22 protein-coding genes and 1 riboswitch are annotated in these 23,101 nt (G+C 66.7%); of the genes, 9 read left to right on the top strand and 13 right to left on the bottom strand.

The window, feature by feature from the left end; all coding sequences use genetic code 11:
• Nucleotides 1-10 precede the first annotated feature (10 nt).
• The 6 genes from D4754_RS04685 to D4754_RS04705 form a co-directional block, all read right to left on the bottom strand.
• The gene (locus tag D4754_RS04685) at nucleotides 11-1,231 is read right to left on the bottom strand and encodes an NADH-quinone oxidoreductase subunit D (protein WP_121061766.1); all 1,221 of its coding nucleotides are present in this window, start codon (nucleotides 1,229-1,231) and stop codon (nucleotides 11-13) included.
• On the bottom strand, nucleotides 1,231-1,401 hold the full coding sequence (locus tag D4754_RS23845; RefSeq protein WP_163025778.1) for a hypothetical protein: 171 nt from the start codon (nucleotides 1,399-1,401) through the stop codon (nucleotides 1,231-1,233). Before D4754_RS23845 ends, D4754_RS04685 begins: the two co-directional genes overlap by 1 nt.
• An 18-nt stretch (nucleotides 1,402-1,419) precedes the next feature.
• The gene (locus tag D4754_RS04690) at nucleotides 1,420-2,031 is read right to left on the bottom strand and encodes an NADH-quinone oxidoreductase subunit C (RefSeq protein ID WP_121061767.1); all 612 of its coding nucleotides are present in this window, start codon (nucleotides 2,029-2,031) and stop codon (nucleotides 1,420-1,422) included.
• A 60-nt stretch (nucleotides 2,032-2,091) separates the two neighbouring features.
• Nucleotides 2,092-2,616 (bottom strand): NuoB/complex I 20 kDa subunit family protein, encoded by a 525-nt coding sequence (locus D4754_RS04695; RefSeq protein WP_163025817.1) that lies wholly within the window; start codon nucleotides 2,614-2,616, stop codon nucleotides 2,092-2,094.
• Nucleotides 2,616-2,981 (bottom strand): NADH-quinone oxidoreductase subunit A, encoded by a 366-nt coding sequence (locus D4754_RS04700; RefSeq protein ID WP_121061769.1) that lies wholly within the window; start codon nucleotides 2,979-2,981, stop codon nucleotides 2,616-2,618. The genes D4754_RS04695 and D4754_RS04700 overlap by 1 nt, the downstream gene beginning before the upstream one ends.
• 283 nt (nucleotides 2,982-3,264) lie before the next feature.
• Complete coding sequence (locus tag D4754_RS04705; RefSeq protein WP_121061770.1) at nucleotides 3,265-3,462, bottom strand: hypothetical protein; 198 nt, start codon at nucleotides 3,460-3,462, stop codon at nucleotides 3,265-3,267.
• A gap of 248 nt (nucleotides 3,463-3,710) precedes the next feature.
• Here D4754_RS04705 and D4754_RS04710 point away from each other — a divergent pair, with 248 nt between their 5' ends.
• Both D4754_RS04710 and D4754_RS04715 read left to right on the top strand, forming a co-directional pair.
• Nucleotides 3,711-4,688 (top strand): class II glutamine amidotransferase, encoded by a 978-nt coding sequence (locus D4754_RS04710; RefSeq protein ID WP_240453752.1) that lies wholly within the window; start codon nucleotides 3,711-3,713, stop codon nucleotides 4,686-4,688.
• Nucleotides 4,689-4,736: 48 nt separating this feature from the next.
• Nucleotides 4,737-5,321 carry a poly-gamma-glutamate hydrolase family protein gene (locus tag D4754_RS04715; protein WP_121061772.1) on the top strand — a complete coding sequence of 195 codons (585 nt, stop codon included), beginning with the start codon at nucleotides 4,737-4,739 and terminating at the stop codon, nucleotides 5,319-5,321.
• 31 nt (nucleotides 5,322-5,352) lie between these two features.
• Here D4754_RS04715 and D4754_RS04720 read toward each other — a convergent pair whose 3' ends face one another.
• The 5 genes from D4754_RS04720 to D4754_RS04740 form a co-directional block, all read right to left on the bottom strand.
• Nucleotides 5,353-7,134: a gamma-glutamyltransferase family protein gene (locus D4754_RS04720; protein WP_121061773.1), complete on the bottom strand. Its 1,782-nt coding sequence runs from the start codon at nucleotides 7,132-7,134 to the stop codon at nucleotides 5,353-5,355.
• Nucleotides 7,135-7,197: 63 nt separating this feature from the next.
• Nucleotides 7,198-8,208, bottom strand: coding sequence for a cation transporter (locus D4754_RS04725; protein WP_121061774.1), 1,011 nt, complete (start codon nucleotides 8,206-8,208; stop codon nucleotides 7,198-7,200).
• A gap of 115 nt (nucleotides 8,209-8,323) precedes the next feature.
• Entirely contained in the window at nucleotides 8,324-9,382 is a 1,059-nt protein-coding gene (locus D4754_RS04730; protein WP_121061775.1) for a methyltetrahydrofolate cobalamin methyltransferase, read from the bottom strand.
• A gap of 85 nt (nucleotides 9,383-9,467) precedes the next feature.
• On the bottom strand, nucleotides 9,468-10,403 hold the full coding sequence (locus D4754_RS04735) for a methylenetetrahydrofolate reductase (protein ID WP_121061776.1): 936 nt from the start codon (nucleotides 10,401-10,403) through the stop codon (nucleotides 9,468-9,470).
• Nucleotides 10,404-10,452: 49 nt separating this feature from the next.
• A complete protein-coding gene (locus D4754_RS04740) occupies nucleotides 10,453-10,749 on the bottom strand; it encodes a virulence factor (RefSeq protein WP_121061777.1) in 297 nt (98 codons plus the stop codon).
• Between the two features lie 284 nt (nucleotides 10,750-11,033).
• On the opposite strand from D4754_RS04740, the gene D4754_RS04745 reads away from it, so the two are divergent.
• A complete protein-coding gene (locus tag D4754_RS04745) occupies nucleotides 11,034-12,146 on the top strand; it encodes a Ppx/GppA phosphatase family protein (protein ID WP_121061778.1) in 1,113 nt (370 codons plus the stop codon).
• 206 nt (nucleotides 12,147-12,352) lie between these two features.
• Here D4754_RS04745 and D4754_RS04750 read toward each other — a convergent pair whose 3' ends face one another.
• A complete protein-coding gene (locus D4754_RS04750) occupies nucleotides 12,353-14,389 on the bottom strand; it encodes a DEAD/DEAH box helicase (RefSeq protein ID WP_121061779.1) in 2,037 nt (678 codons plus the stop codon).
• Between the two features lie 299 nt (nucleotides 14,390-14,688).
• On the opposite strand from D4754_RS04750, the gene D4754_RS04755 reads away from it, so the two are divergent.
• Nucleotides 14,689-15,414, top strand: a complete 726-nt coding sequence (locus D4754_RS04755) for a sulfite exporter TauE/SafE family protein (RefSeq protein ID WP_121061780.1) — start codon at nucleotides 14,689-14,691, stop codon at nucleotides 15,412-15,414.
• Here D4754_RS04755 and cobO read toward each other — a convergent pair.
• Entirely contained in the window at nucleotides 15,411-16,019 is a 609-nt protein-coding gene (gene cobO, locus D4754_RS04760) for a cob(I)yrinic acid a,c-diamide adenosyltransferase (protein ID WP_121061781.1), read from the bottom strand. The two genes, D4754_RS04755 and cobO, sit on opposite strands and share 4 nt — an antisense overlap.
• A 39-nt stretch (nucleotides 16,020-16,058) precedes the next feature.
• Nucleotides 16,059-16,270: riboswitch (cobalamin riboswitch) on the top strand.
• A gap of 105 nt (nucleotides 16,271-16,375) precedes the next feature.
• Between cobO and D4754_RS04765 the strand changes: the two genes are divergently transcribed.
• The 5 genes from D4754_RS04765 (at nucleotide 16,376) to D4754_RS04785 (ending at nucleotide 23,098) form a co-directional block, all read left to right on the top strand.
• Nucleotides 16,376-16,792 carry a DUF1636 family protein gene (locus D4754_RS04765; protein WP_121062227.1) on the top strand — a complete coding sequence of 139 codons (417 nt, stop codon included), beginning with the start codon at nucleotides 16,376-16,378 and terminating at the stop codon, nucleotides 16,790-16,792.
• 3 nt (nucleotides 16,793-16,795) lie between these two features.
• Nucleotides 16,796-17,851, top strand: a complete 1,056-nt coding sequence (gene cobW / locus D4754_RS04770) for a cobalamin biosynthesis protein CobW (protein WP_121061782.1) — start codon at nucleotides 16,796-16,798, stop codon at nucleotides 17,849-17,851.
• A gap of 24 nt (nucleotides 17,852-17,875) precedes the next feature.
• The gene (gene cobN / locus D4754_RS04775; protein WP_121061783.1) at nucleotides 17,876-21,175 is read left to right on the top strand and encodes a cobaltochelatase subunit CobN; all 3,300 of its coding nucleotides are present in this window, start codon (nucleotides 17,876-17,878) and stop codon (nucleotides 21,173-21,175) included.
• Nucleotides 21,172-22,326 (top strand): cobalamin biosynthesis protein CobG, encoded by a 1,155-nt coding sequence (locus D4754_RS04780; RefSeq protein ID WP_240453753.1) that lies wholly within the window; start codon nucleotides 21,172-21,174, stop codon nucleotides 22,324-22,326. Before cobN ends, D4754_RS04780 begins: the two co-directional genes overlap by 4 nt.
• A 142-nt stretch (nucleotides 22,327-22,468) precedes the next feature.
• Nucleotides 22,469-23,098 carry a precorrin-8X methylmutase gene (locus D4754_RS04785; RefSeq protein WP_121061784.1) on the top strand — a complete coding sequence of 210 codons (630 nt, stop codon included), beginning with the start codon at nucleotides 22,469-22,471 and terminating at the stop codon, nucleotides 23,096-23,098.
• Nucleotides 23,099-23,101: the final 3 nt, after the last annotated feature.

Below are 23,101 nucleotides of genomic sequence, written 5' to 3' on the forward strand. Positions count from 1 at the left end.
CCAGCACCCATTAACGGTCGACCTCACCAAACACGATGTCGAGTGTCCCGATGATGGCCGCCACGTCGGCCAGCTGGTGGCCCTTGGTCATGTATTCCAGTGCCTGCAGGTGCAGGAAGCCCGGCGCGCGCAGCTTGGCGCGGTAGGGGCGGTTCGTGCCGTCGGCCACCATGTAGACGCCGAATTCGCCCTTGGGCGCCTCGACGGCGGCATAGACCTCGCCCGCGGGGACGTGGAAACCTTCGGTATAAAGCTTGAAGTGATGGATCAGCGCTTCCATCGACCGCTTCATGTCGCCGCGGTCGGGCGGGGTCAGCTTGCCGCGGGCCAGGATATCGGTCTGCGCGTCGGGTTCGCGCAGCTTGGCCAGCGCCTGCTGCATGATCTTGGTCGACTGGCGCATTTCCTCCATCCGCATCAGGAAACGGTCGTAGCAGTCGCCGTTCTTGCCGATGGGGATCTGGAAATCGAATTCGTCATAGCATTCATAGGGCTGCGCGCGGCGCAGGTCCCATGCCAGCCCGGCCGAGCGCGCCATGACGCCGCTCATGCCCCAATCCAGCACGTCCTGCTGGTTCACCACGCCGATATCGACGTTGCGCTGCTTGAAGATCCGGTTTTCGGTCAGCAGGCCGTCGATGTCGTCGAGCTTGGACGGGAACTGTTCACACCACGCATCCAGATCATCCAGTAGCTTGGGCGGCAGATCCTGGTGCACGCCGCCGGGGCGGAAATAGGCCGCGTGCAGGCGCGCGCCGCAGGCCCGTTCGTAGAAATCCATCAGCTTCTCGCGTTCCGCGAAGCCCCAGAGCGGCGGCGTCAGCGCGCCCACGTCCATGGCCTGTGTCGTCACGTTCAGCAGGTGATTCAGGTTGCGCCCGATTTCCGAGAACAGCACCCGGATCAGCGAGGCGCGCCGCGGCACGACGGTGCCGGTCAGCTTCTCGATCGCCATGCACCAGGCGTGTTCCTGGTTCATCGGCGCCACGTAATCCAGCCGGTCGAGATAGGGCAGGTTCTGCAGGTAGGTCCGCGATTCCATCAGCTTTTCGGTCCCGCGGTGCAGCAGCCCGATATGCGGGTCGCAGCGTTCCACGATCTCGCCGTCAAGCTCCAGCACCAGCCGCAGCACGCCGTGCGCGGCCGGGTGTTGCGGCCCGAAGTTGATGTTGAAGTTCCGGATCTTCTGTTCGCCGGTCAGCGCGTCTTCGAAACCCTTGGAGCCGTCCATCAGCGTTTCTCCAGCTCTTGCAGTTTGACCCCCATCCACCAGATCAGCGCAGCGGTGCCGATGGGGATAAGGCAGGCGAAAGCCCAGTATTTGTTGATGCCGAAATGCGGCAGCAGCTTCAGCATCGGAACCGTGGCCGAGGCCAGCAGAAGCCAGATCAGGAAGCCCATATTATGCCCCCTGCCCGATCACTTCGGAACCTCGTCCGTCTTCTCGTCACCAGGCAGGATATATTTGGCACCTTCCCACGGGCTCATGAAATCGAACTGGCGGTATTCCTGGACCAGGTCGACCGGTTCATAGACGACGCGCTTTTCAGCCTCGTCGTAGCGCAATTCGATATAGCCCGTGGTCGGGAAATCCTTGCGCAGCGGATAGCCGCGGAAGCCGTAATCGGTCAGGATCCGGCGCAGGTCCGGGTGGCCGGTGAACAGGATGCCGAACATGTCGAAGGTTTCCCGTTCGAACCAGTTGGCGGACGGGTGCAGGTCGATGATCGACGGCACCATGTCCTCTTCCCGGATCGACACGCGCAGGCGGATGCGCTGGTTGTTGGTCATCGACAGGAAGTGGTAGATCACGTCGAACCGCTTGGCCCGGTCGGGATGATCGACGCCGGTGATGTCGACAAGCGACGTGAACCGGCAGGTCGCATCGCTTTTCAGGAAGTCGACGAAGCCCACGAGGCTCGACGGGGCCACATCGACGTTCAGCTCATCGAACGAGATTTCCCACGACAGCACGCAATCCGGCCGCTTGGAGGCGATGTGTTCGCCCAGTTCGTTCAGTGCGTCGCTCATCGGCTTCGTTCCTCAGTATGTGCAGGCCCCACCCCGCCGGGGTGGCGGCCCATTGCGCGCTCAGCGGGCCAGCGTCCCAGTGCGGCGGATCTTCCGCTGCAACTGCAGGAAGCCGTAGATCAGCGCCTCGGCCGTCGGCGGGCAGCCGGGGACGTAGATGTCAACCGGGATGATCCGGTCGCAGCCGCGCACCACCGAGTAGCTGTAGTGGTAATACCCGCCCCCGTTGGCGCAGGATCCCATCGAGATCACGTAGCGCGGTTCGGGCATCTGGTCATAGACCTTGCGCAGCGCCGGCGCCATCTTGTTGGTCAGCGTGCCGGCCACGATCATCACGTCCGACTGGCGCGGGGACGCGCGCGGCGCGATCCCGAAGCGGTCGGCATCGTAGCGCGGCATCGACGAATGCATCATCTCGACCGCGCAGCAGGCCAGGCCGAAGGTCATCCAGTGGAGCGAGCCGGTGCGCGCCCAGTTGATGATGTCCTGCGTCGAGGTCAGCAGGAAGCCGCGGTCTTCGAGTTCCCGGTTGAACGCCTGTGCGTTCACGTCCGGGTCGGCGCCGGCGGTGTTCGGGCCTGTCATCACTCCCATTCCAGCGCTCCCTTCTTCCATTCGTAAGCAAAGCCGATCGTCAGGACGCCCAGGAAGACGATCATCGACCAGAACCCGACCATCGACACGTCCTTGAACGCGGTGGCCCATGGGAACAGGAAGGCGATTTCCAGATCGAAGATGATGAAGAGGATCGACACCAGGTAGAATCGGATATCGAATTTCATCCGAGCGTCATCGAACGCGTTGAACCCGCATTCGTAGGCCGAGACCTTCTCGGGGTCGGGATTCCGCACCGCGATGAGAATGGCCGACGCGGCAAGCGCAATGGCCAAGCCAATCGCTACGGCCAGAAAGATAAGGATGGGCAAGTAGTCTCTGAGAAGATCTTCCAAGACTGACAACCTTTCCCGGCACCTCGACGGGTGCCGCGCATGAGCCGGGTCATGGGGGATTGTCTACCGCCGTGGCGAGACAGGGTCAACCGAACCCGCCACATCATCGCGGGCCGGATCGCCGCAGGTGACAGATGCCAAAAGCTTGGGCGACGCGGGCCCGCATGCCGGCCAGAACGGGCCGAAACGACTGATTTTCCGGGCTGGATGACGAAACGTCATCCTGTGACGCGCGCGTCCTCCGCCGGGGGGGGCAGTGGGATACCAGGCGCCAAAAAGTGAATCAAACTGTCCGGATGACGAAGCTCATGCCGGACTGTTGCGCCCAGAACTCACCTTTCGGGTTCGCGCGGAAGGTCATCGCTACGCCGGCCATGTTGATCCGCACCTGCTTCGACGACCGCGTCACAACGATCCCTTCCACGATTTTCCCCGAGTCCGTGCATTCAACCCGCACGTTCCCGCCTTCAACGATCTTCATCCTGCCCGTCCCCCTGTAACCCGACTCGCCTGAGTGCGGGGTACGGGGAGCATACGTCATCGGCGTGACAGAACGCACTTTCATCGCGCCGGAGAGGTTGCGTCGGCCGGATCTCACCGTTCAGGCAAGGCACCGAACGCCCTTGAAGAGCATGCCTTGCTCAATGCCGCGCGACGCGGCAAGGTCTGCCATGGGCAGACGAGGCTTTGACACATTCAGGCGCTGCGCCGAATGAACCCGTCGGGCTTATGTTCAAGTCAAAAGTTAGGAAAAACATGTGCCGCGTCTTCGCCTATATCGGCCCGGAAATACCGCTTGAAAGCCTGCTTCTCGAGCCGGAAAACAGCCTGATCAACCAGAGCCTGGACCCGGAGCTTCATCCGCATCTTCAATTGGCTGGCTGGGGATTTGGAGCGTGGAGCAAACACCTTCTGAAGCCGGAAGAGCCGTTCCTTTACCACAGGCCCAAGGCGGCCTTCTACGACGACAACGTACAGGGGATCATACCCAGCCTTCAGGGCAGCACCCTGCTCGCGCATGTCAGAGCGTCGAGTTATCATGCCGGGGTTGTCCTGACCGATGAGAATTGTCATCCCTTCACCTTCGAGGGTACGCCGTGGATCATTGCCCAGAACGGCGCGTTGCCGAACTGGAGGTTGCTGCAAAGGGAATTGCTGCCGCATTTCGAGGATCGGTATCTGAAGCAGATAAAGGGCACCACCGACACGGAGTTCCTTTTTGCCCTGCTGCTGTCATTGCTTGACGGCGACAGCGACGAAAACGTCAAGAAAGGGTTCGAAAAACTTCTGGAGGTCATTGTTCAGGCAATGGAAAAGCTTGGCCTGCCTGCCCTGACCAAATTGAAGATCGCCCTGGTCGCTCCGGGTCGGATCATCGGCGTCAATTACGGCTGCGGGCATGACGGAGAGACCCACGTCGCCGGCGACTGGAAGAACCTGCGGCCCTCTGCGGACGGCGAAGGCGACATGGCGCTGTCGATGCTGCTGGAACCCATGTATCTGCTGATGGGAAAGAACTTTCTGGATCATGAGAAATCCTACAAGGTCGATGCCTGCCCGGACGGCGAAGCCACATCCGCCATATTCGCGTCCGAGCCCTTGACCGAAGATGGCGACGAATGGCTGAACATCGAATTCGGTGAAATCGTGGCCCTTGAGCGAAAGGGCGAACATATTACGAAGAAGGTGAGCAAACTGAAGATGTGAACGCCCGCGCCAAACGCGCTGGCAGTCGCACCCGCTGGAGAATGATCCATGGCTGATCGCTATCAGAACTTCAAAGACCTCGCCGCCGATATGAAGCCGGACGTCGATTACCGGATCCGGAGCGAGGATCGGGGCACGAACGCCGTGATCCTCGCCCCTCATGGCGGGTCGATAGAGCCCGAAACAGCCGAAATCGCCGCAGCGATTGCGGGCACCGACCTGTCGTTCTATGCCTTCGAGGCCCTGAAACCCGGGGCGCACGGCGACTTTCACATAACGTCGCATCGCTTCGATGAACCCGTTGCCATTGCCCTTGTCGGCACAGCTTCGACTGCGGTGGCGATCCATGGGCGCAAGGACGACGGCAGCGACGCGGTATGGCTGGGGGGCCGCGCAACCGATTTGCGCGATGCCATCGGCCAATCGCTGCGCGACGCCGGTTTCGGGGCCATCCCGAACAAGACCCTGCCCGGCGTGCACGCGTTAAACATCTGCAACCGGACACGCTCTGGCAAAGGGGTACAACTTGAGCTTCCACGTGCGCTGCGTCGCAGGCTGGCAGAAGACAAGACGGCCCTTGACGACTTCTGCGCGGCCATCCGGAACGGTATCACGTCTGCGCCCACCGACTGAAAGATCAGATGGCGGCACCAGCGTTCGGCCATCACCGCCCGATCGCATAGGCCTGCATCAGCCGCGGTGTCGCCGCCGCCCGGATCAGCCCGTCGTGATTGCGCGAGGCCGCCGTCAGCCGCCCCGCCGTCCAGGGCGGTGTCAGGTTCACGCCATGCCCCTTCGCCCGCAGGGCCGAGATCACCTCTTCCCCCACGCTCTCCTCGATCATCATCTCGCCCGGCATGGCCGAGCGCGGATAGAACGAGCCGGTGAAATGCTGCGAATGGAACAGCGGCGCGTCTATGGCCTCCTGCAGGTTCATGCCGTGGTCCACGTGATGCAGGAACCAGACGAGCTGCCACTGGTCCTGCTGGTCTCCACCCGGGGTGCCGAAGGCCAGCGCCTCGCCATCAGGTCCGAAAGCCAGGCTGGGCGTCAGCGTCGTGCGCGGCCGCGCGCCGGGGCGGAGCGACTGGTTCAGCCCCTCCTCCAGCCAGTACATCTGCGCACGGGAATTCAGGCAAAACCCCAGCTCCGGGATCACCGGGCTGGATTGCAGCCACCCGCCCGACGGCGTGACAGAGATCATGTTGCCCTCGGCGTCGATCACATCCAGATGGACCGTGTCCCCCTTGCGGTCGGCCAGGTGCGCCATCGTGGGCTCGGCCGCGTCCCGGTTGCCGGTGAGGCTTGCCGCACGGTGCAGAACGCCATCCGCCAGCGCCTCGTATCCCGGCAGACGGCTGGGGCGTTGCTCCGCCGATGCGATGGCCCCGATCAGCGCCGCGCGTTCGGCTGTGTGTTCGGCGGACAGCAGTGCCTCAAGCGGCACATCCACGACATCGGGATCGCCGTAATAGGCTTCCCGGTCGGCGAAGGCGAGCTTCATGGCCTCGATCACGAGGTGTATGAACTCGGCCCCGTTCGGGTCCATCGCGGCAATGTCGTACCCTTCCAGCAGCGCGAGCGCCTGCAACATTACAGGTCCCTGCCCCCAAGGCCCGGTCTTCAGCACCTGCCAGCCGCGGTAATCGCCCGAGACCGGCGGCTCGTAGCTGGCCTGCCAGCCGGCCATGTCCTGCCCCGTCAGCACACCCTTGTGCCGCTGGCCGGAGCCGTCCATCGCCTCGGTTCCCTTGACAAACCGGTCGACCGCCTCCGCCACGAAGCCTTGCGACCAGGCGTTGCGCGCAGCCTCGATCTGCGCCTCGCGGCCCCTGACGGATTCGGCCTCTGACAGAATGCGTTCCCACGTGTCGGCCAGCACCGGGTTGGCGAAAAGCGTCCCGCCCGTGGGCGCCTTGCCGCCGGGCATCCACGTGTGGGCAGAGGTCGGCCAGTGATCGGTGAAGAAGCCCGCCAGATCGGCAATCGTATCGGCCGCACGCTGCAGGATCGGGTGGCCGTGGCGGGCGTAACGGATCGCGGGTTCCAGCACATCGCGCAGGGACATCGTGCCGTGATCGCGCAAAAGCAGCATCCAGCCGTCGAAGGCGCCGGGAATCACGGTGGCCAATAGGCCGGAGCCCGGGATCTGTGCCAGCCCTTCGTTCCGGTAATGCGCGATGGTCGCCCCGGCAGGCGCGGTGCCCTGAGCGCACAGCACCTCGGTCTTGCCCGTCTTGGCCGACCGGAAGATGGCCGGGAATTCCCCGCCCGGGCCGTTCAGGTGGGGTTCGACCACCTGCAGCGTGAAGCCTGTGGCCACGGCGGCGTCGAAGGCATTGCCGCCACGCTCCAGCATGCCCATGCCGACCGCCGAGGCGATCCAGTGGGTCGAGGTGACGGCCCCGAAGGTGCCGGTGATCTCGGGTCTGGTGGTGAATGTCATGCGTGCCTCCTTGCGTCGGGGGCAACATGCCTGATGCGACGTATCAAGGCCAGCAGAGCTCGATCAGCCGTGCGACGCGCCCGCAACATCATCGGGATCGTCGAGCGATCCCGACAGGCGGAAATCGCGCACCATGTGTTCGGGCCAAGCCCGGCCACATTCCGTGATGATCAGGATCACGGACGACCCCGGAAGAACGGCCTGCGTTGCGCGGTCCATGGCCAGACAGAGCTGGTCGACAAGCTTCGCCGTCACCGCGCGACCCGGGTCGTAATAGGCCGAAACTGCGTAGCTGCGGCCCATCTTCATGACCGACAGGTCGATGAGGCGCCCGCCGTCCTCGGCCAGAACCGGGCGGACGGCCCGGCGGATGATCGCGATCTCGCGCGGGTCGGCGGTGACGCCCGCCAGTTCCCGCAGGCCCGCGCGGAAGTCGAAGACATAGCGGCCCACGACGGCGGCACACAGGATCAGCACGATGATCGAATCGCCCACCGGCGCGATGGGGGCCAGGAACCCGTCGCTGAAAAAGTGCATGGCCAGAAGCCCGACCCCGGCAGCACCGGTCAGGAGACCGTCGAAGGCGGCGCCGTTGGCTTCCATCTTCAGGATCTCGCTGCGCTTGCCACCCGCCAGCCACGACCGGCGGTGCGACAGCCACAGCAGAACGCAGGTCAGCCCGATCACGACGAAGTAGAAGATGACCGGGCCGAAGACGATCTCTTCGGGCGGGTGACCTTGGGTGTAGGCCCAGATGTGCTTGATCGACGAGAGCATCGCGAACAGCATCAGGCCCAGCAGGGACAGCGACCGGAAGGTGGTGAAGATCGCCTCGTCCGCCGCATAGCCGAACGGGCGGAAGCGGTCGGGGCCGTCTTCGGCCCGGGCGCTGATCCGGCGGCCCACCACGGCGGCGGTGAACCCGATCGTCGAGAACAGCCCGTCGACAAGGATCGCGTTCGAATGGGACAGCACGGCGCAGATCACACCGGTGACCCCCATGAACAGGTTCGCCCACATGCTGATGACAAGCGCGCGGCGTTCGATCTGCTGGCCGGTTTTCTGATCGGTCACGGCGGGGCCTCCTGTGCGTCTGACACCCGGCTTAGCCCGGCCGGGCGTTCAGGTCGACAGGCACAGCGGCGCGGGCCCATTGGGAAGCCGCCCCAAGCGGCTTCCCAGCGTAAGGTTACGCGCGGCGGCGACGTCCACCGGGACGGCCACGGCGGCCGCCGCCTTCGCCGGCCTCACCGGGAGGCTTGTTGAAAGCGATCCAGGCCGATCCGTGGGGATCGCGGTCGCAAAGGAAGTTGGCGGCGCGGATGGCCTCCATCTCCTTGCCCGGACGCGGCAGGGTCGAGCCCAGGCCAAAGAGCGTCACGAAGGTTTCATCGTCCATGCCCTCGGGGATCACGATCCCCAGCGCTTCGACCTCGGCCTTCTTCTCGGCAATCTTGGCTTGCGGGATGGGCAGCGCCACCGGGTTCATGATCGCAGACGTCATCCCGGCGCTCATCGCCATCGGCAGGAAGGCGTTGTTGATCCCGTGCCGGTTCGGCAGCCCAAAGGAAATATTCGACGCGCCGCAGGTCGTGTTCACGCCCAGTTCGTCCCGCAGACGGCGGACCAGCGTAAAGACCTGCACGCCGGCCGTCCCCATCGCGCCCACCGGCATCACCAGCGGATCGACCACGATGTCATGGGCCGGAATGCCGAAATCGGCGGCGCGTTCCACGATCTTCTTGGCCACGGCAAAGCGCACGTCCGGATCTTCCGAAATCCCGGTATCGTCGTTGGAAATCGCCACCACCGGCACGTTGTACTTCTTCACCAGCGGGAACACGAACTCCATCCGTTCCTCTTCCCCGGTGACGGAGTTCACGAGCGGCCGACCCTCGCAGATCTCCAGCCCCGCCTCCAGCGCGCCGGGGACCGAGCTGTCGATGCACAGCGGCACGTCGACCAGCCCCTGCACCAGTTCGACCACCTTGCGCATCAGCGGCGGCTCGGTCTCGTTCGGGTTGGGGTTGGAGTTGTAGACGACGCCCGCATTGATATCGAGCACCGTGGCCCCGGCCGCAACCTGCGCGATGGCGTCCTTTTCCACGGTCGAGAAATCGCCCGCCTCAAGCTCGGCCGCCAGTTTCTTGCGGCCGGTCGGGTTGATCCGTTCGCCGATCACGCAGAAGGGCTGATCGAAGCCGATGATGGCGGTCTTGGATTTGCTTTCCAGCACGGTGCGGGTCATGTGAGGCCCTTTCAGGGTCTTTCAATAAGGTACAATCGACCGGCCGCAGAAATGCGGCCGGCAGGCAACGGGCGTGTCCGGGCCTTCAGCCGTTCACGGGCCGGGCGGCATCGCCGCCGTTCTCGGTCGCCCAGGTCGCATTCGTCTTGATACCGCCCAGCGGGAAGAAATGCACCCGTTCGATGTTGAAATCGGGGTTGGCAGCCTTGTGCGCGGCCAGCTTGGCGACGACGTCCGAAGGCTCGTACGGCATCATCAGCTTGGTCACGTCCATCGCGCGCTTCTGCAGGACCTTCAGCGACGGGCCCACACCGCAGGCGATGGCGAACTTGATCAGCGTCTGCAGCTTCGCAGGCCCTGCCACGCCGATATGGATCGGGATGTCGATGCCCGCGTCCTTCAGGCTGTCGGCCCACTTGATGATCGGACCCGCGTCGAAGGCGAACTGGGTCGCGATGGCCATTTCGGCATCGGTGCGGGTGGAGAAATCCTGCTTCCACCGCAGCGCCGCATCGACATTGGCAAAGCCGCCTTTCGGGTCGATGTCGCGGTTGCCTTCGGGGTGCCCGGCCACGTGCAGGCGCTTGAAGCCCGCCTTGTCGAAGAGCCCGGTTTCCATCATCTGCATTGAGCTGTCGAAATCGCCCGCGGGCTGATCGACGCCACCGGCCAGCAGCAGCGCCTGGTCGACGCCCGCCTCGCCCTGGTAGCGGGCGATCCAGTCGGCGAGCGTGCCCTTGTCGGCGATGATCCGCGCCGGGAAATGCGGCATGACGGTGAAGCCTTCGCCGGCGATGCGCGCGGCAGTGGCGACCATGTCCTCGATCGGGGTGCCCGCGATATGCGCGATGTAGACGCGCGTGCCGGCGGGCAGGATGTCGGCGAAACATTCCACCTTCTCGGCCGTGCGGGGCATGACCTCGATCGAATAGCCTTCGAGGAAGGTTTCAACCTGCGGATTGCGCGGCGTGCTGGGCGCTTGGGCCAGGTCTTCACGTCGCTTGAAGTTCAGAAGGGCCATTGCCGCCTCCACCAATCGATGCGGGAGGATCCCGCGTTGCGCCCGGGGCTTACGCCCAACCGTCGTTTTCGATCATGGCCCGGAGTCTTTCCGGACCATATTCCGCCTCAAGGCGCGCGGCTTCTGCCTCGGCCACCTCGTCCGGGGTGCCTTCGACCGTGCCAGAGGGCGACTTGCGCCATTCGGCCAGGTAGGCATCCGTATCCCCGGCACCGGTTTTCATCGCCGCGCGGTCAATGGCCTGCTCGAACCGCTCCGCGAGAACCTTCTTGGAACCGCGACGGCCCTTGCCGACGATGACCTGGGCGGGGATGTCGCGCCAGTAGACGATGGTAACTTCCGGCATGACCGATTCCCTTTTTGCGGCCTGACCTGAGGGACGTTCCTAATCCACGAAACGACAACCCGGCGGCACGTTTTCGACACAACGCCACGATGCAGCGACCCAAGGGAAGGCATGCACCCCGTTCCGCCGCAAGTGCGGCCCAAAAGCACCATTCCGTCCATGGCGCACAGCCTGCCACAGCCCCGGTTGACGGAGCGTTGCCAAGCCGCCTCCCATCGCACGGCTTGCGGCAGGGCATCATTCTCTTTAGTCTGTAAATTAACTCGAAATCCGGAGGGCGTATTATGGCGCCCAAGCGTCCAACCAGTGTAGGCGCGCTCCCCAAGGTGGTCGAGCGGCCTGCGCCCATTCTGCCCGATCCAGCCGAACTCTATGCGGCGCTGGATCTGGGTACCAACAGCTGCCGCATGCTGATTGCCCAGCCCAAGGGCAGCGGCTTCCATGTCGTGGACAGCTTCTCGAAGTCCGTCCAGCTTGGCGCGGGCCTGGAACGCACGGGCCGCCTGTCGCGATCGTCGATGGCGCGGACGGTGCAGGCGCTCAGGATCTGCCAGCAGAAACTGAAGCGCAACAAGGTGCGGCGGATGCGTCTTGTCGCGACCGAGGCGTGCCGGCGCGCCAAGAACGCGCGCGATTTCATCCAGAACGTGCAACGCGAAACCGGCCTGTCGCTGGAAATCATCGAACCCGAGGAAGAAGCCCGCCTGGCGGTCATTTCCTGCGCGCCGCTGGTGTCCACCAAGACGGACCACCTGCTGGTGGTCGATATCGGCGGCGGCTCGACCGAACTGGTGTGGATCGACATCACGTCGGTTCCCGCGCGCGACCGGCCCCGGGCGATCATGCGGCTCCATGCCGGGTTCCACCCGCCCGAAAGCCCCTTCCCCGCGGCGAAGGTCATTGACTGGATCTCGGTCCCGCTGGGCGTGGCAACACTGCGCGACCAGTTCCAGGACGTGCAGGACGACAGCGCCCGCTTCGCGCTGATGAGCTGGTTCTTCGAGGAGAACCTCGCCAACTTCACGCCCTACCGCCGCGACCACGCGCGCGAACGGTTCCAGATCGTCGGGACGTCGGGCACGGTCACGACCGTCGCCGCGTCCCATCTGGGTCTCACGCGCTATGACCGCACCAAGGTGGACGGCCTGCGTATGACCTCCGACCAGATCGACCAGGTGATCCGCGGCTACCTCGACATGGGCCCGGAAGGCCGCCGCGCCGACCCCCGGATCGGCGAAGACCGCCATGCGCTGATCATGTCGGGATCGGCCATCCTGCAGGCGCTGCTCAGGATATGGCCCACCGACCGGCTGTCGGTGGCCGACCGCGGCCTGCGCGAGGGCCTGCTCTATGCCCAGATGAGCGCCGATGGCGTGCTGGAGGACGGCCCTTTCTAGGGCCCTACCAGTGGCTGGCGGTTCACCCGGCCGGTATCGTCGACGGGGGCTCTGCCCCCTGCCTGCGCGATGCGCGGACTCCCCCCGAGGTATTTGAAGACCACAGAAGTCGGGGGACCTTCGCCATGCCTTCCTTGGTCCGGAAATACCTCGGGGGGAGCCCGACGGGCGATGGGGGCAGAGCCCCCTGCCCGCGCGGGTACGCGCTACCGTTTGGGAGGTTTCGGACCCCGCGCGCCGGGTTTGGCAGGCGGGCCGCGGCGGGCTTTTCCGGCCGAAGCGCCTTTCGGCGGGACAAAGCGCTTCGAGGTGTCCGCGGCAGACGCTCCGCTGGACGCGGACGGGCCACGGCGCTTGGCCGCGCCATCGGGTTTGGTGCGCGGTTTGGCAGCGCCCGCGTGGTCCCGTTTCTCCGGCGCCTTGCCGCGTTTTTCCGGCGTGTACTTGGCGGACTTCGGTGCGGCGTCGGGTCCGGGTTTGCGGTCCGGGCCTGTCTCCCTCCGTCTTGGCGCCGCGTCCGCACCCTTGCGCGGCCGCTCTGCCGGGGGATCGCGGCGTTTCGGCGGTGTGGCCTCGGCGTCCGGACGCGGCGCCGGGGCGGCGCGCTTGGGCGGTTTCGATGGTGCGGGACGCGGCCGGGGCGCGGACGGGCGGCGGGTGTCGCCGGCACCGGGGACCCCGTCCATCCGGCGGGCGGTGACGCCTTCTTCCAGAACGCCGTTGTTTCCCAGCGCGGCCTCGAAACCCGGGACCCCCGCCTCCGCGAGTTCGACGTAGGTTTCCGTCTCCTGCACCCGGATCGCGCCGATCATGTCCTTGTCGAGCCCGCCCGTCCGGCACAGGAGCGGCAACAGCCAGCGCGCCTCGGCCCGGTCATTGCGGCCGACCGACAGCGCGAACCATGTGCTGGGCCCGAACGGCGCCCGGTCGCGCGGCCCGGGGCGCGCATCGGGCGCGGCGAGGTCTTCGGGTGCGGAATGCTTGGTGCGGTAGAGGCGCAGGTAGGCTGCGGCCACGGCCTCGGGCGTGCGCTCGGCCAGAAGGCGCGCGGCGAAATCGGCTTCGTTCGCGGTTACCTCGGCGTCCCAGCCGGGATCGCCCAGCAGGCGTTCCTCGTCCCGGCGCAGGATCTCGTCCGCGCCCGGCGCCGTGATCCACTCGGCGCTCACGCGCGCGGTCTTCAGCAGGCGTTCGGCCCGCTTCATGGCCTTGGGCGGCACCACCAGTGCCGAGATGCCCTTGCGCCCGGCCCGGCCCGTCCGGCCCGAGCGGTGCAGGAGGCCCTCGGCGTTCGAGGGCAGTTCGGCATGGATCACCAGTTCGAGGTTCGGCAGGTCGATGCCGCGCGCGGCGACATCGGTCGCCACGCAGACCCGCGCCCGGCCGTCGCGCATTGCCTGCAGCGCGTGGCTGCGTTCGGTCTGGCTCAGCTCGCCCGACAGGCACACGACCGCGAAGCCGCGATTGGCGAAGCGCGCCGTCAGCCGGTTCACCGTCGCGCGGGTGTTTGCGAAGACGATGGCGTTCTGCGCCTCGTGATAGCGCAGCACGTTGATGATCGCGTTCTCGGCGTCCTGCTGGGCCACCTTCAGCGCCTGGTAGGTGATGTCGGCGTGCTGGCTGCGGTCGGACAGCGTCGTGACGCGGACGGCATCGCGCTGGTAATGCTTTGCAAGCGTCACGATCATCGGCGGCACGGTGGCCGAGAACATCAGCGTGCGGCGGTCTTCCGGTGCCTCGCCCAGCATGAATTCAAGGTCTTCGCGGAAGCCCAGGTCGAGCATCTCGTCCGCTTCGTCCAGCACGATCGCGCGCAGGCCTGTCATGTCGAGCGAGCCGCGCTGGATGTGATCGCGCAGGCGGCCGGGCGTGCCGACGACGATATGCGCCCCGCGGTCCAGCGCGCGGCGTTCGTCGCGCATGTCCATGCCGCCCACGCACGACGCGACCCGCGCGCCGGTCTTTTCGTAAAGCCAGCTGAGCTCGCGCGTGACCTGGAAGGCCAGTTCGCGCGTGGGGGCGACGACAAGGGCCAGCGGTGCGGCGGCCGGGCCCATCCTGTCTTCGGTGCCCAGAAGCGTCGGGCCGATGGCCAGCCCGAAACCCACGGTCTTGCCCGAGCCGGTCTGCGCCGAGACCAGCAGGTCGGCGTCTTGAAGTTCGGATGCCGTCACCGCCTCCTGGACCGGGGTCAAGGTTTCGTATCCGCGCTCGGCGAGCGCATCGGAGAGGGTCTGGATCATCTGGAAAGCCGATCTGCAAGGTGCGAATGACGCAGCGCGTCGTGGCCCGTCGGCAGGACGGGACAGGCGCGGTCACGTAGCGCAATCTGTCACCATTGTATACCGAGGATTTTGCAAGAAGGACCTGCGCCCCCGTCATAACACCTGTCATGGCACCGGCTAGGCACCAGTCAGGGTGCCCTTCCTGCGCGCCGCGATACAGTGAAACGGAATGGTAATCGCGACCCGTTAGAAGCGCGCGATGGACGCAGGTTTCACATCTCCCCCGCCCTGTCGGGCCATTCCCGAAGGCCACGCTCATGGCTGAGGCGCCGGTGTGGCTCTGGGTCGTGGTCGCGCTGGCGGCGTTCCTGCAATCGGGCGCGGGTATGGGGTTCGGCGTTGTCGCCGGGCCTGCCCTGCTTCTGGCCTTCGGGACGGCCGGTGCGCTGCAGATCTCGCTGGTGCTCGGGTTTCTGATGGCGCTGGCGCTTGTGCCCGACACGTTGCCTAAATCCGACCGGCGGCTCTTGCTGCTGCTGATCCTGGGCATCTGCATCGGCACGCCCATCGGTGCCGTGATCTTCGCGCTGATGCCGCTCGACACGCTGAAGGCGCTGGCGGCCCTTGCGGTGCTGGCCTCGGCCGCGATGGCCAGCGGGCTGGCGGCGCGGGCAAAGCTGTTTCAGACCGACGCACCCGGCCGGCGCGTGGCGGCGGGCACCGCGGCGGGGATGCTGTCGGGCGCGCTGGCCATGCCCGGCCCGCCCATCGCCGCCTATGCGCTGGCCCTGAAGATGGAGGCCGAGACGGTCCGCGCCACGACGCTCACCGGTATCGCCTTCGCCTTTCCGCTGGCGCTTCTGGCACAGATGGCCGTGGCCGGCACCGCCGACGGGCTGTGGCGCAACACCGCCACCCTGTGCGCACCCGCGCTGATCGGCGTGCTGGCCGGGTTCCTGATGGGGCGACGCCTGTCGGATGCGTTCTACCGGCGGGCCGTCACCGCGATCCTGCTCGTCAGTGCGGTGGCGCTGGTGATCTAGTACTCGATCCCCTTTTGCGCCTTCACGCCGTCGCGGAACGGGTGCTTGACCAGCGTCATCTCGGTCACCAGGTCGGCGGCCTCGATCAGCTCCGGCTTGGCGTTGCGGCCGGTCAGCACGACATGGGTCATGGCCGGTTTCTGCGTCAGCAGGAAATCGACCACCTCGTCGATGTCCAGGTAATCGTAGCGCAGCGCGATGTTGATCTCGTCCAGCAGGACAAAGCCGATCTCGGGGTCCAGGATCTGTTCCTTCGCGGTTTCCCACCCCTTGCGGGCCATCGCGATGTCGCGGTCGCGGTCCTGGGTTTCCCAGGTGAAGCCCTCGCCCGAGATGAAGAACCGGCATTCATCGGCAAAGCGATCGCGCAGGAAATTCGCCTCGCCCGACTCGCGCCCGCCCTTGATGAACTGCACCACCGCGCAGGGAATGCCCCAGGCGATGGCCCGCATCACCATCCCGAATCCGGAGGACGATTTCCCCTTCCCCGGCCCGGTATGGACGACGATCAGGCCCTTTTCCTCGGTCTTGGTTTCAAGGATTCGGTCGCGTGCGGCCTTGATCTTCTGCATCTTCAGCTTGTGGCGTTCTGCCGTCTCGTCCATGGTTCCGCCGCCCTCTCTTGACATGTGCCGTTGAACGCGCGCATTTGGGCCCGTGCTGGTGCCCGTGTAAACGGGTGAAAAGGGAATGTGCAGACGGATGCCAATATCCGCGAAGCACAGCCGCCCCCGCGACCGTGACCGGAGAGACAGCCCAACGCCACTGACATCCGTCGGGAAGGCCGGGCCGCCGCAGAAGCCGCAAGGCTTCGGGATCCGCAAGCCGGGAGACCTGCCAGCCAGAGACGACGTCAACCGGACGGGGTGTTCCGGTGTCGGGACGCGAGACGCCCTCCGGGCCGACGCGCACCCGCCTTCCCCCCGTCCCGAACCGCGAAAGGCGCAGGCCCGTGAACGACATGACCACGCCCCGTCCGGATACTCTGGACGACACCACAGGCGAAACTTCTCTGGCCCCGGTCGAACTTCTGGTCTGCGTCAAATGCCGCCGCGGGCAGGAGATCGCCGACGATGGCACCCGCCCCGGCGCGCAACTGGCCGCCGGGATCGAAGCCCATGGCCTGCCCGAGGGCGTGACCCTTGTTCCCGTCGAATGCCTGTCGAACTGCGATCACGGCTGTTCCGCCGTGCTGCGTGGCGGGCCTGCGCGATGGACCTATGTCTATGGCAACCTGAATGAAACCGACCACGCCACGCTGCTAGCCGATGGCGCCGCCCTGTACCGCGACCGGGCCGACGGGCTGATCCCGTGGCGCGAACGCCCCGAACATTTCCGCAAGAACTGCATCGCCCGCATCCCCCCGCAGGAGTCCTGATCCATGACCACGCTCGCCAAGCTTCCCGTCACCGTCATCACCGGCTTCCTGGGTTCGGGCAAAACCACGCTGATCCGTCACCTGATGCAGAACGCCGGCGGCAAGCGGCTGGCCGTGATCGTCAACGAATTCGGCGATGTGGGCGTGGACGGAGAGATCCTGAAAAGCTGCGCCATCCCCGATTGCCCGGCGGAAAACATCGTGGAACTGGCCAATGGCTGCATCTGCTGCACGGTGGCCGACGATTTCATCCCCACGATCGAGGCGCTGATGAAGCTCGATCCGCGCCCCGATCACATCGTCATCGAGACGTCGGGGCTGGCCCTGCCGAAGCCGCTCCTGAAGGCCTTCGACTGGCCCGCGATCCGGTCGGCCGTGACGGTGGACGGCGTGATCGCCGTGGCCGATGCCGAGGCCGTGGCCGCGGGCCGCTTCGCGCCCAACGTGGCCGCCGTCGATGCCCAGCGTCTGGCCGATGACAGCATCGACCATGAAACGCCCCTGTCGGAAGTGTTCGAAGACCAGATCTCCTGCGCCGATATCGTGCTGCTGACGAAGCCGGATCTGGCCGGCCCCGAAGGCCTCGCCAAGGCCCGCGCGGTGATCGAGGCCGAGGCCCCCCGCAAGCTGCCCATGATCGAGGTCTCGGAAGGCATCGTCGATGCGCGCATCATCCTTGGCATCGGTGCCGCCGCCGAAGACGATCTGGCGGCGCGGCCCAGCCATCACGATGGCGCCCCGGATCACGATCACGAGGATTTCGACAGCATCGTCGTCAACATCCCCGAAGTGTCAGACCCTGCCGATCTGGTCGCCCGGATCGAACGTCTGGCCATCGAACAGCGCATCCTGCGCGTGAAGGGCTATGCCGCCGTGCAAGGCAAGCCGATGCGCCTGCTGGTGCAAGCCGTGGGCGCCCGGGTGCGCCACCAGTTCGACCGTCCCTGGGGCGCGGGTGAACCGCGGCAGGGCCGCCTGGTGGTCATCGCCGAACATGACGACATTGATCCGGCCGCAATCCGCGCGGCGCTGGTCGCAGAGGAGGTAGCGGCCCAGTAAGGCCGCTGCTACGTCGCCCGCACCATGCATGTCGTCTTTCGTGAAAGCCACGGGTTAGAGGAAACCGAGACCCCCACCGACCTGGGCCAAAGCCCGGCGGATCTGGTGGTCCTGTCCTTTTCCGACAGTGACCTTGGCGCCTTTGCGGCAGGCTGGCACCGGGCGAAGGCGGCGGGCGAAACTCCCGGCCTGCGGCTCGCGAACCTCGCGGCGCTGAAGCATCCGCTGTCGGTCGATGTCTATGTCGAACAGACGCTTGCGGGCGCGAAGGGCATCCTGATCCGCCTGATCGGCGGCGCGCCCTACTGGTCCTACGGTCTGCAAAGCGTGGCCGCCCTGGCCCGCGACAAGGGCATCGCGCTGGCGGTTCTCCCGGCGGACGGACGCCCCGATGACCGTCTGGACGAGATCTCGACGCTGCCCGTCTCGACGCTCCGGCGCCTGTCGCATCTCTGCGATACCGGCGGCGTGGTCGCGGCGCAGGCCGCGCTTCAGCAGCTGGCACTGGCTTCCGGTCTTTATGCCCGTCCGGTGGCTGGTGCGAAGGCGCTTCCCTTGGTCGGGGCGTGGTCGGACGACACCGGGGTGACGTGCCCCGCCGCGGCCTCGCTCGCCATTGGCCCCAAGCGCCTTGTGCTCATCGCCTTCTACCGCGCCTATCTCTCTGCGGCCGATCTGGGTCCCGTGGAAGCGCTTTCAAAGGCGCTTCGGAAGCGCGGTTATACCCCGCTTGGCCTCTTCGCCCCGTCACTCAAGGATCCGCAGGCGGCAGGCTGGCTCGCGCGGCAGGTCAAGGCGTTGAACCCCGTGGCCGTCGTCAATGCCACCGCGTTTTCGGGCAAGGGCAAGGACGGCACCTCGCCGCTCGATGCCGCGGGCGTGCCGGTTTTCCAGATCGCGCTCGCCACATCGGCCCGCAAAGCCTGGGCGGAGGCCGAACGCGGCCTGTCCCCCGCCGACCTCGCCATGCATGTCGTCCTGCCGGAAGTCGACGGCCGGATCTTCGCCGGTGTCGCCTCGTTCAAGGAAGCGGGACAGCCCGACCCCGATCTGCAATTCGCGGCACAGGCCCACCGGGCCGAGCCCGCGCGGATCGAGGCCATCGCCGACCGCGTCGCCGGTTGGGACCGCCTTGCCCGCACCCCAGTCCCTGACCGGCGGCTGGCGCTGGTGCTGTCCACCTATCCCGGGCGGGACTGGAACATGGCCCATGCCGTGGGGCTCGACCCGCTGGCCTCGACCTCCGCGATCCTGTCGGATCTGGCGGGCTCCGGGTACGATACCGCCGCCATCGACGCGCTGCCGGACCGGCTGGGGACCGAGACGATCACCTGGCCGATGGATGCCTATCGCGCGGCGCTCGCCAAACTGCCAAGGGATCTCCAGGACCAGTTGACACAAGCCTGGGGCTCCCCGGAAGACGACGCAGACGCCGGCCCCGACGGGTTCGCCTTCCGCGCGATCCGGCAGGGGAATAGCCTGGTTGCGCTGCAACCCGAACGCGGACGGCGCGAGGCGCGTGACGACGACTACCACGACCTGTCCCGCACGCCCCGGCATGGCTATGTCGCCTTCTACCTCTGGCTTCGCCAACAGGCCGACGCGCTGATCCATATCGGCGCCCATGGCACGCTGGAATGGCTGCCGGGCAAATCCGTGGCGCTGTCGGATACCTGCTGGCCCGAAGCTCTGACGGGTGCGCTGCCCGTCATCTACCCGTTCATCGTGAATGACCCGGGTGAGGCCGCGCAGGCCAAGCGGCGGATCGGAGCCGTCACGCTGGGCCATATCCCGCCGCCAATGGGGCAATCGCAGACGACCGACCGGCTGGCCCGGCTGGAGGCGCTGCTGGACGAATTCTCGAACGCCGACGGGCTGGACCCGCGCCGCCGCGACCGGCTGCAGGCCGATATCCGGGCCGAGGCGCAGGCGCAGGGCGTTGAAAGCGATCTGGGGCTGGATCTTGCCTCCTCCACCGCCGAGGCGATCACCCGCATCGACCGTTTCGTCTGCGACGTGAAGGAAAGCCAGTATGGCGACGGGCTGCACGTCTGGGGCCGCGCGCCCGAAGGTGCGGCCCCCTTCTCGACCACTGCATCGACGAACAGCGAACGGCAAAGCCTGCTGGACGCGCTGGATGGCAAGCGGATCGAGGCCGGGCCGTCGGGCTCCCCCTACCGGGGCCGGACGGACGTGCTGCCCACGGGGCGGAACCTGTTTACCACCGATCCCCGCACCGTGCCGACCCGCGCGGCCTATGCGCAGGGCGTGAAACTGGCCGAAGAACTCGTCCGCCGCCACCTGCAGGAGGAAGGCGACTGGCCCAAGGGGCTGGTCGTGGATCTGTGGGGCTCGGCCACCATGCGCACGGCGGGGGAGGAATTCGCCATGGCGCTGCACCTGATCGGCGTGCGGCCGCAATGGGACAAGGGCTCGGAACGCGTGTCGGGCATCGAGGTGATCCCGATCACCGAGCTCGACCGCCCGCGGATCGACGTGACCTTGCGGGTGTCGGGCCTCTTCCGTGACGTGTTCCCGACGCTCTCGGCGCTGTTTGCGCAGGCCGTCCGCGTGCTGGCCGACCGGGACGAGGCACCCGACTGGAACCCTTTCACAAGCGCGGAAGTCACCCGCGTCTACGGCCCCGCGCCGGGCAGTTTCGGGCTGTCGATGAGCGGGATGCTCGACGATTACTCCGACGATGCCCGGACCCGCGCGGGCGAGGCGTGGCTGTCGGCCAGCGCATGGGCGCTGGACGGAGAGCACGCGACCAAGGACATGGACGGGCTGAAGGCCCGCGTGTCAGGCGCAGACAGTTTCGTCCACCCGCAGGACCTGCCGGAAACCGATCTGCTGCTGGCGGAAGATTACGCCGCGCACGAGGCAGGCTTTGCCGCCGCGCAGGCCATTACCGGCGGCGCCGCGCGGCTCTACCACCTCGACAACACGAATCCCGATCGTCCCGCCGCGCGCACCCTGACCGAAGAAATCGCCCGGGTCGTGCAGGCCCGCGCCACGCAGCCCGGCTGGATCGCCGGAATGCGCCGTCACGGCTTTCGTGGCGCTGCGGAAATTGCGGCAACGCTTGAACATCTCTCGGCTTTCGCCCATCTCGCCGGTGTCGTCGGACCGCATCTCTTCGACGCATACCATGATGCCACCCTGGGAGATCCCGACGTGACTGCCTTTCTGGACGAGGCCAACCCCCAAGCGCTCGCCGCGATGCGCGCCCGGTTCGCGGCGCTGCATGCGGCCGGGCTGTGGCAGACGCGGCGGAATTCGATCCTGGCCGACCTGCCCGTCACGCAGGCGCAATCGGCATGACCGTCGAACCGCAGGTGAAGGGCTGGTGCCCCGGCGCGCACCGCCCCATGCTGTCGGGCGACGGTCTGGTCGTGCGCGTCCGCCCGCGCGCGGGCCGGCTGACCAGTGCCGAGGCGCTGGGGCTTGCGGGCCTGTCCAGCACCTTCGGCAACGGCACGCTGGATCTGACGAGCCGCGCCAACCTGCAGTTGCGCGGCGTGTCCGAGGATGACTTCCCGACCGTCCTGGCGACGCTGGAAGAGCTCGACCTGCTGGATCAGGACGCCGACCTGGAAGCGCGGCGGAACATCCTGATCACGCCTTTCCGCAAGTCGGGCGGCATTGAGGACCGGCTGACCGCGGCCCTCACCCGCGCCCTGCCCGACCTGCCGCCCCTGCCCGCCAAGATCGGGATCGCCATAGATACGGGCCGAACCCGCGTGCTGGGCACTGCGTCTGCCGATTTCCGGTTCGAACGCGACGCGAACGACGGGCTGATCCTGCGGGCCGACGGCGCCGACAAGGGCGTGCCCGTCACCGAAGAGACTGCCGTGCCTGCGCTGATCGATCTCGCGCAATGGCTCGCCAAGCGGGTGACGCCCGACCTGCGGCGGATGCGCAAGGTCGTCACCGCCACCGGCACCCCGCGCGAGGCGAGCGTTTTTCCCGTGCCCATGGCCGCCCGCGCGCAACCGGGACCCGTGACCGCCGGTCTGCTGGTGGGCGCGCCCTTCGGCCAGATCCCGGCGGTGGACCTCGTGCGTCTTCTGACCGACACCGGCGCGCCCGCGATCCGGCTGACGCCGTGGCGGATGCTGCTTCTCGAAGGCGTGACCGATACGATCTCGGCCTCGCGCGCGGGGTTCGTCACGACGCTGGGCAATGCGCTGCTGGATGCCGATGCCTGCCCCGGCGCGCCTTACTGCCCCGCCGCCTCGGTCGAGACGCGGACGCTGGCCCGCCGGCTGGCGCCACGGTTGCCCGCGGGGCTGCATGTTTCGGGCTGTTCCAAGGGCTGTGCCCGGTCGGCGGCGTCGCCCGTCACGCTGGTGGGCCGCGAAGGGCGGTTCGACCTTGTCCGGGACGGACATGCATGGGATGAGGCCGACGAAGCAGACCTGACCGAAGACCAGATCCTGAAGATTCTCACCCAGGACACCCCGGAGGCATGATGCCGATCTCGTCCACGACAGCGGTACGGAACGACGCAAGGGGCGCGCCCGGCACGACGGGGGCGGGTCGGGCGCGCACCGGATCGCTTCGCGCTTCGGGAGACTTGGGTCCACAGCCGTCCGCAACGTTCAGGTAACGCACATGCCCTACACCTACGAAACCGACGGCGCCGCGATCTATCGCCAGTCCTTCGCCACGATCCGGGCGGAGGCCGATCTGGCCCGGTTCGACACGGACGAGGAACAGATCGCCGTGCGCATGATCCATGCCGCGGGGATGGTCGGGCTGGAAGCGTTCGTGCGGTTCTCGGCCGGGTTCGTGACGGCCGCCCGCAGCGCGCTGGAAGGCGGCGCGCCGATCCTGTGCGACGCGCGGATGGTCTCCGAAGGCGTGACGCGGAAACGCCTGCCTGCCGACAACGACGTGATCTGCACGCTGAACGATCCGGGCGTGCCCGAACGGGCGGCCAGGATGGGCAACACGCGGTCCGCCGCAGCGCTGGAGCTCTGGCGGCCGCACCTGGATGGCGCCGTGGTGGCCATCGGCAACGCGCCCACCGCGCTCTTTCACCTGCTGAACATGCTGGAAGACCCGGCCTGCCCTCGCCCGGCGGCGATCATCGGCTGCCCGGTGGGTTTCATCGGCGCGGCCGAAAGCAAGGAGGCGCTGTGGCAGGCGCAGCCGGTGCCGTCGTGCATCGTGGCCGGGCGTCTGGGCGGCAGTGCGATCACGGTGGCGGCGGTCAATGCGCTCGCCAGCCGGGCGGAGTGAGCG

Origin of the sequence: Chachezhania antarctica, from assembly GCF_003646465.1 — a bacterium.
Lineage (GTDB): Bacteria > Pseudomonadota > Alphaproteobacteria > Rhodobacterales > Rhodobacteraceae > Chachezhania > Chachezhania antarctica.

Excerpts from the sequence above, each read along its gene's own strand:
- D4754_RS04750 (WP_121061779.1), bottom strand. The coding sequence starts at position 14,389 with ATGATCCAGACCCTCTCCGATGCGCTCGCCGAGCGCGGATACGAAACC.
- D4754_RS04735 (WP_121061776.1), bottom strand. The coding sequence starts at position 10,403 with ATGGCCCTTCTGAACTTCAAGCGACGTGAAGACCTGGCCCAAGCGCCC.
- D4754_RS04785 (WP_121061784.1), top strand. The coding sequence starts at position 22,469 with ATGCCCTACACCTACGAAACCGACGGCGCCGCGATCTATCGCCAGTCC.
- D4754_RS04780 (WP_240453753.1), top strand. The coding sequence starts at position 21,172 with ATGACCGTCGAACCGCAGGTGAAGGGCTGGTGCCCCGGCGCGCACCGC.
- D4754_RS04730 (WP_121061775.1), bottom strand. The coding sequence starts at position 9,382 with ATGACCCGCACCGTGCTGGAAAGCAAATCCAAGACCGCCATCATCGGC.
- D4754_RS04720 (WP_121061773.1), bottom strand. The coding sequence starts at position 7,134 with ATGACATTCACCACCAGACCCGAGATCACCGGCACCTTCGGGGCCGTC.
- D4754_RS04690 (WP_121061767.1), bottom strand. The coding sequence starts at position 2,031 with ATGAGCGACGCACTGAACGAACTGGGCGAACACATCGCCTCCAAGCGG.
- D4754_RS04765 (WP_121062227.1), top strand. The coding sequence starts at position 16,376 with ATGACCACGCCCCGTCCGGATACTCTGGACGACACCACAGGCGAAACT.
- D4754_RS04715 (WP_121061772.1), top strand. The coding sequence starts at position 4,737 with ATGGCTGATCGCTATCAGAACTTCAAAGACCTCGCCGCCGATATGAAG.
- D4754_RS04740 (WP_121061777.1), bottom strand. The coding sequence starts at position 10,749 with ATGCCGGAAGTTACCATCGTCTACTGGCGCGACATCCCCGCCCAGGTC.
- D4754_RS04705 (WP_121061770.1), bottom strand. The coding sequence starts at position 3,462 with ATGAAGATCGTTGAAGGCGGGAACGTGCGGGTTGAATGCACGGACTCG.
- cobW (WP_121061782.1), top strand. The coding sequence starts at position 16,796 with ATGACCACGCTCGCCAAGCTTCCCGTCACCGTCATCACCGGCTTCCTG.
- D4754_RS04755 (WP_121061780.1), top strand. The coding sequence starts at position 14,689 with ATGGCTGAGGCGCCGGTGTGGCTCTGGGTCGTGGTCGCGCTGGCGGCG.
- D4754_RS04685 (WP_121061766.1), bottom strand. The coding sequence starts at position 1,231 with ATGGACGGCTCCAAGGGTTTCGAAGACGCGCTGACCGGCGAACAGAAG.
- D4754_RS04710 (WP_240453752.1), top strand. The coding sequence starts at position 3,711 with ATGTTCAAGTCAAAAGTTAGGAAAAACATGTGCCGCGTCTTCGCCTAT.
- cobN (WP_121061783.1), top strand. The coding sequence starts at position 17,876 with ATGCATGTCGTCTTTCGTGAAAGCCACGGGTTAGAGGAAACCGAGACC.
- cobO (WP_121061781.1), bottom strand. The coding sequence starts at position 16,019 with ATGGACGAGACGGCAGAACGCCACAAGCTGAAGATGCAGAAGATCAAG.
- D4754_RS04695 (WP_163025817.1), bottom strand. The coding sequence starts at position 2,616 with ATGACAGGCCCGAACACCGCCGGCGCCGACCCGGACGTGAACGCACAG.
- D4754_RS23845 (WP_163025778.1), bottom strand. The coding sequence starts at position 1,401 with ATGGGCTTCCTGATCTGGCTTCTGCTGGCCTCGGCCACGGTTCCGATG.
- D4754_RS04745 (WP_121061778.1), top strand. The coding sequence starts at position 11,034 with ATGGCGCCCAAGCGTCCAACCAGTGTAGGCGCGCTCCCCAAGGTGGTC.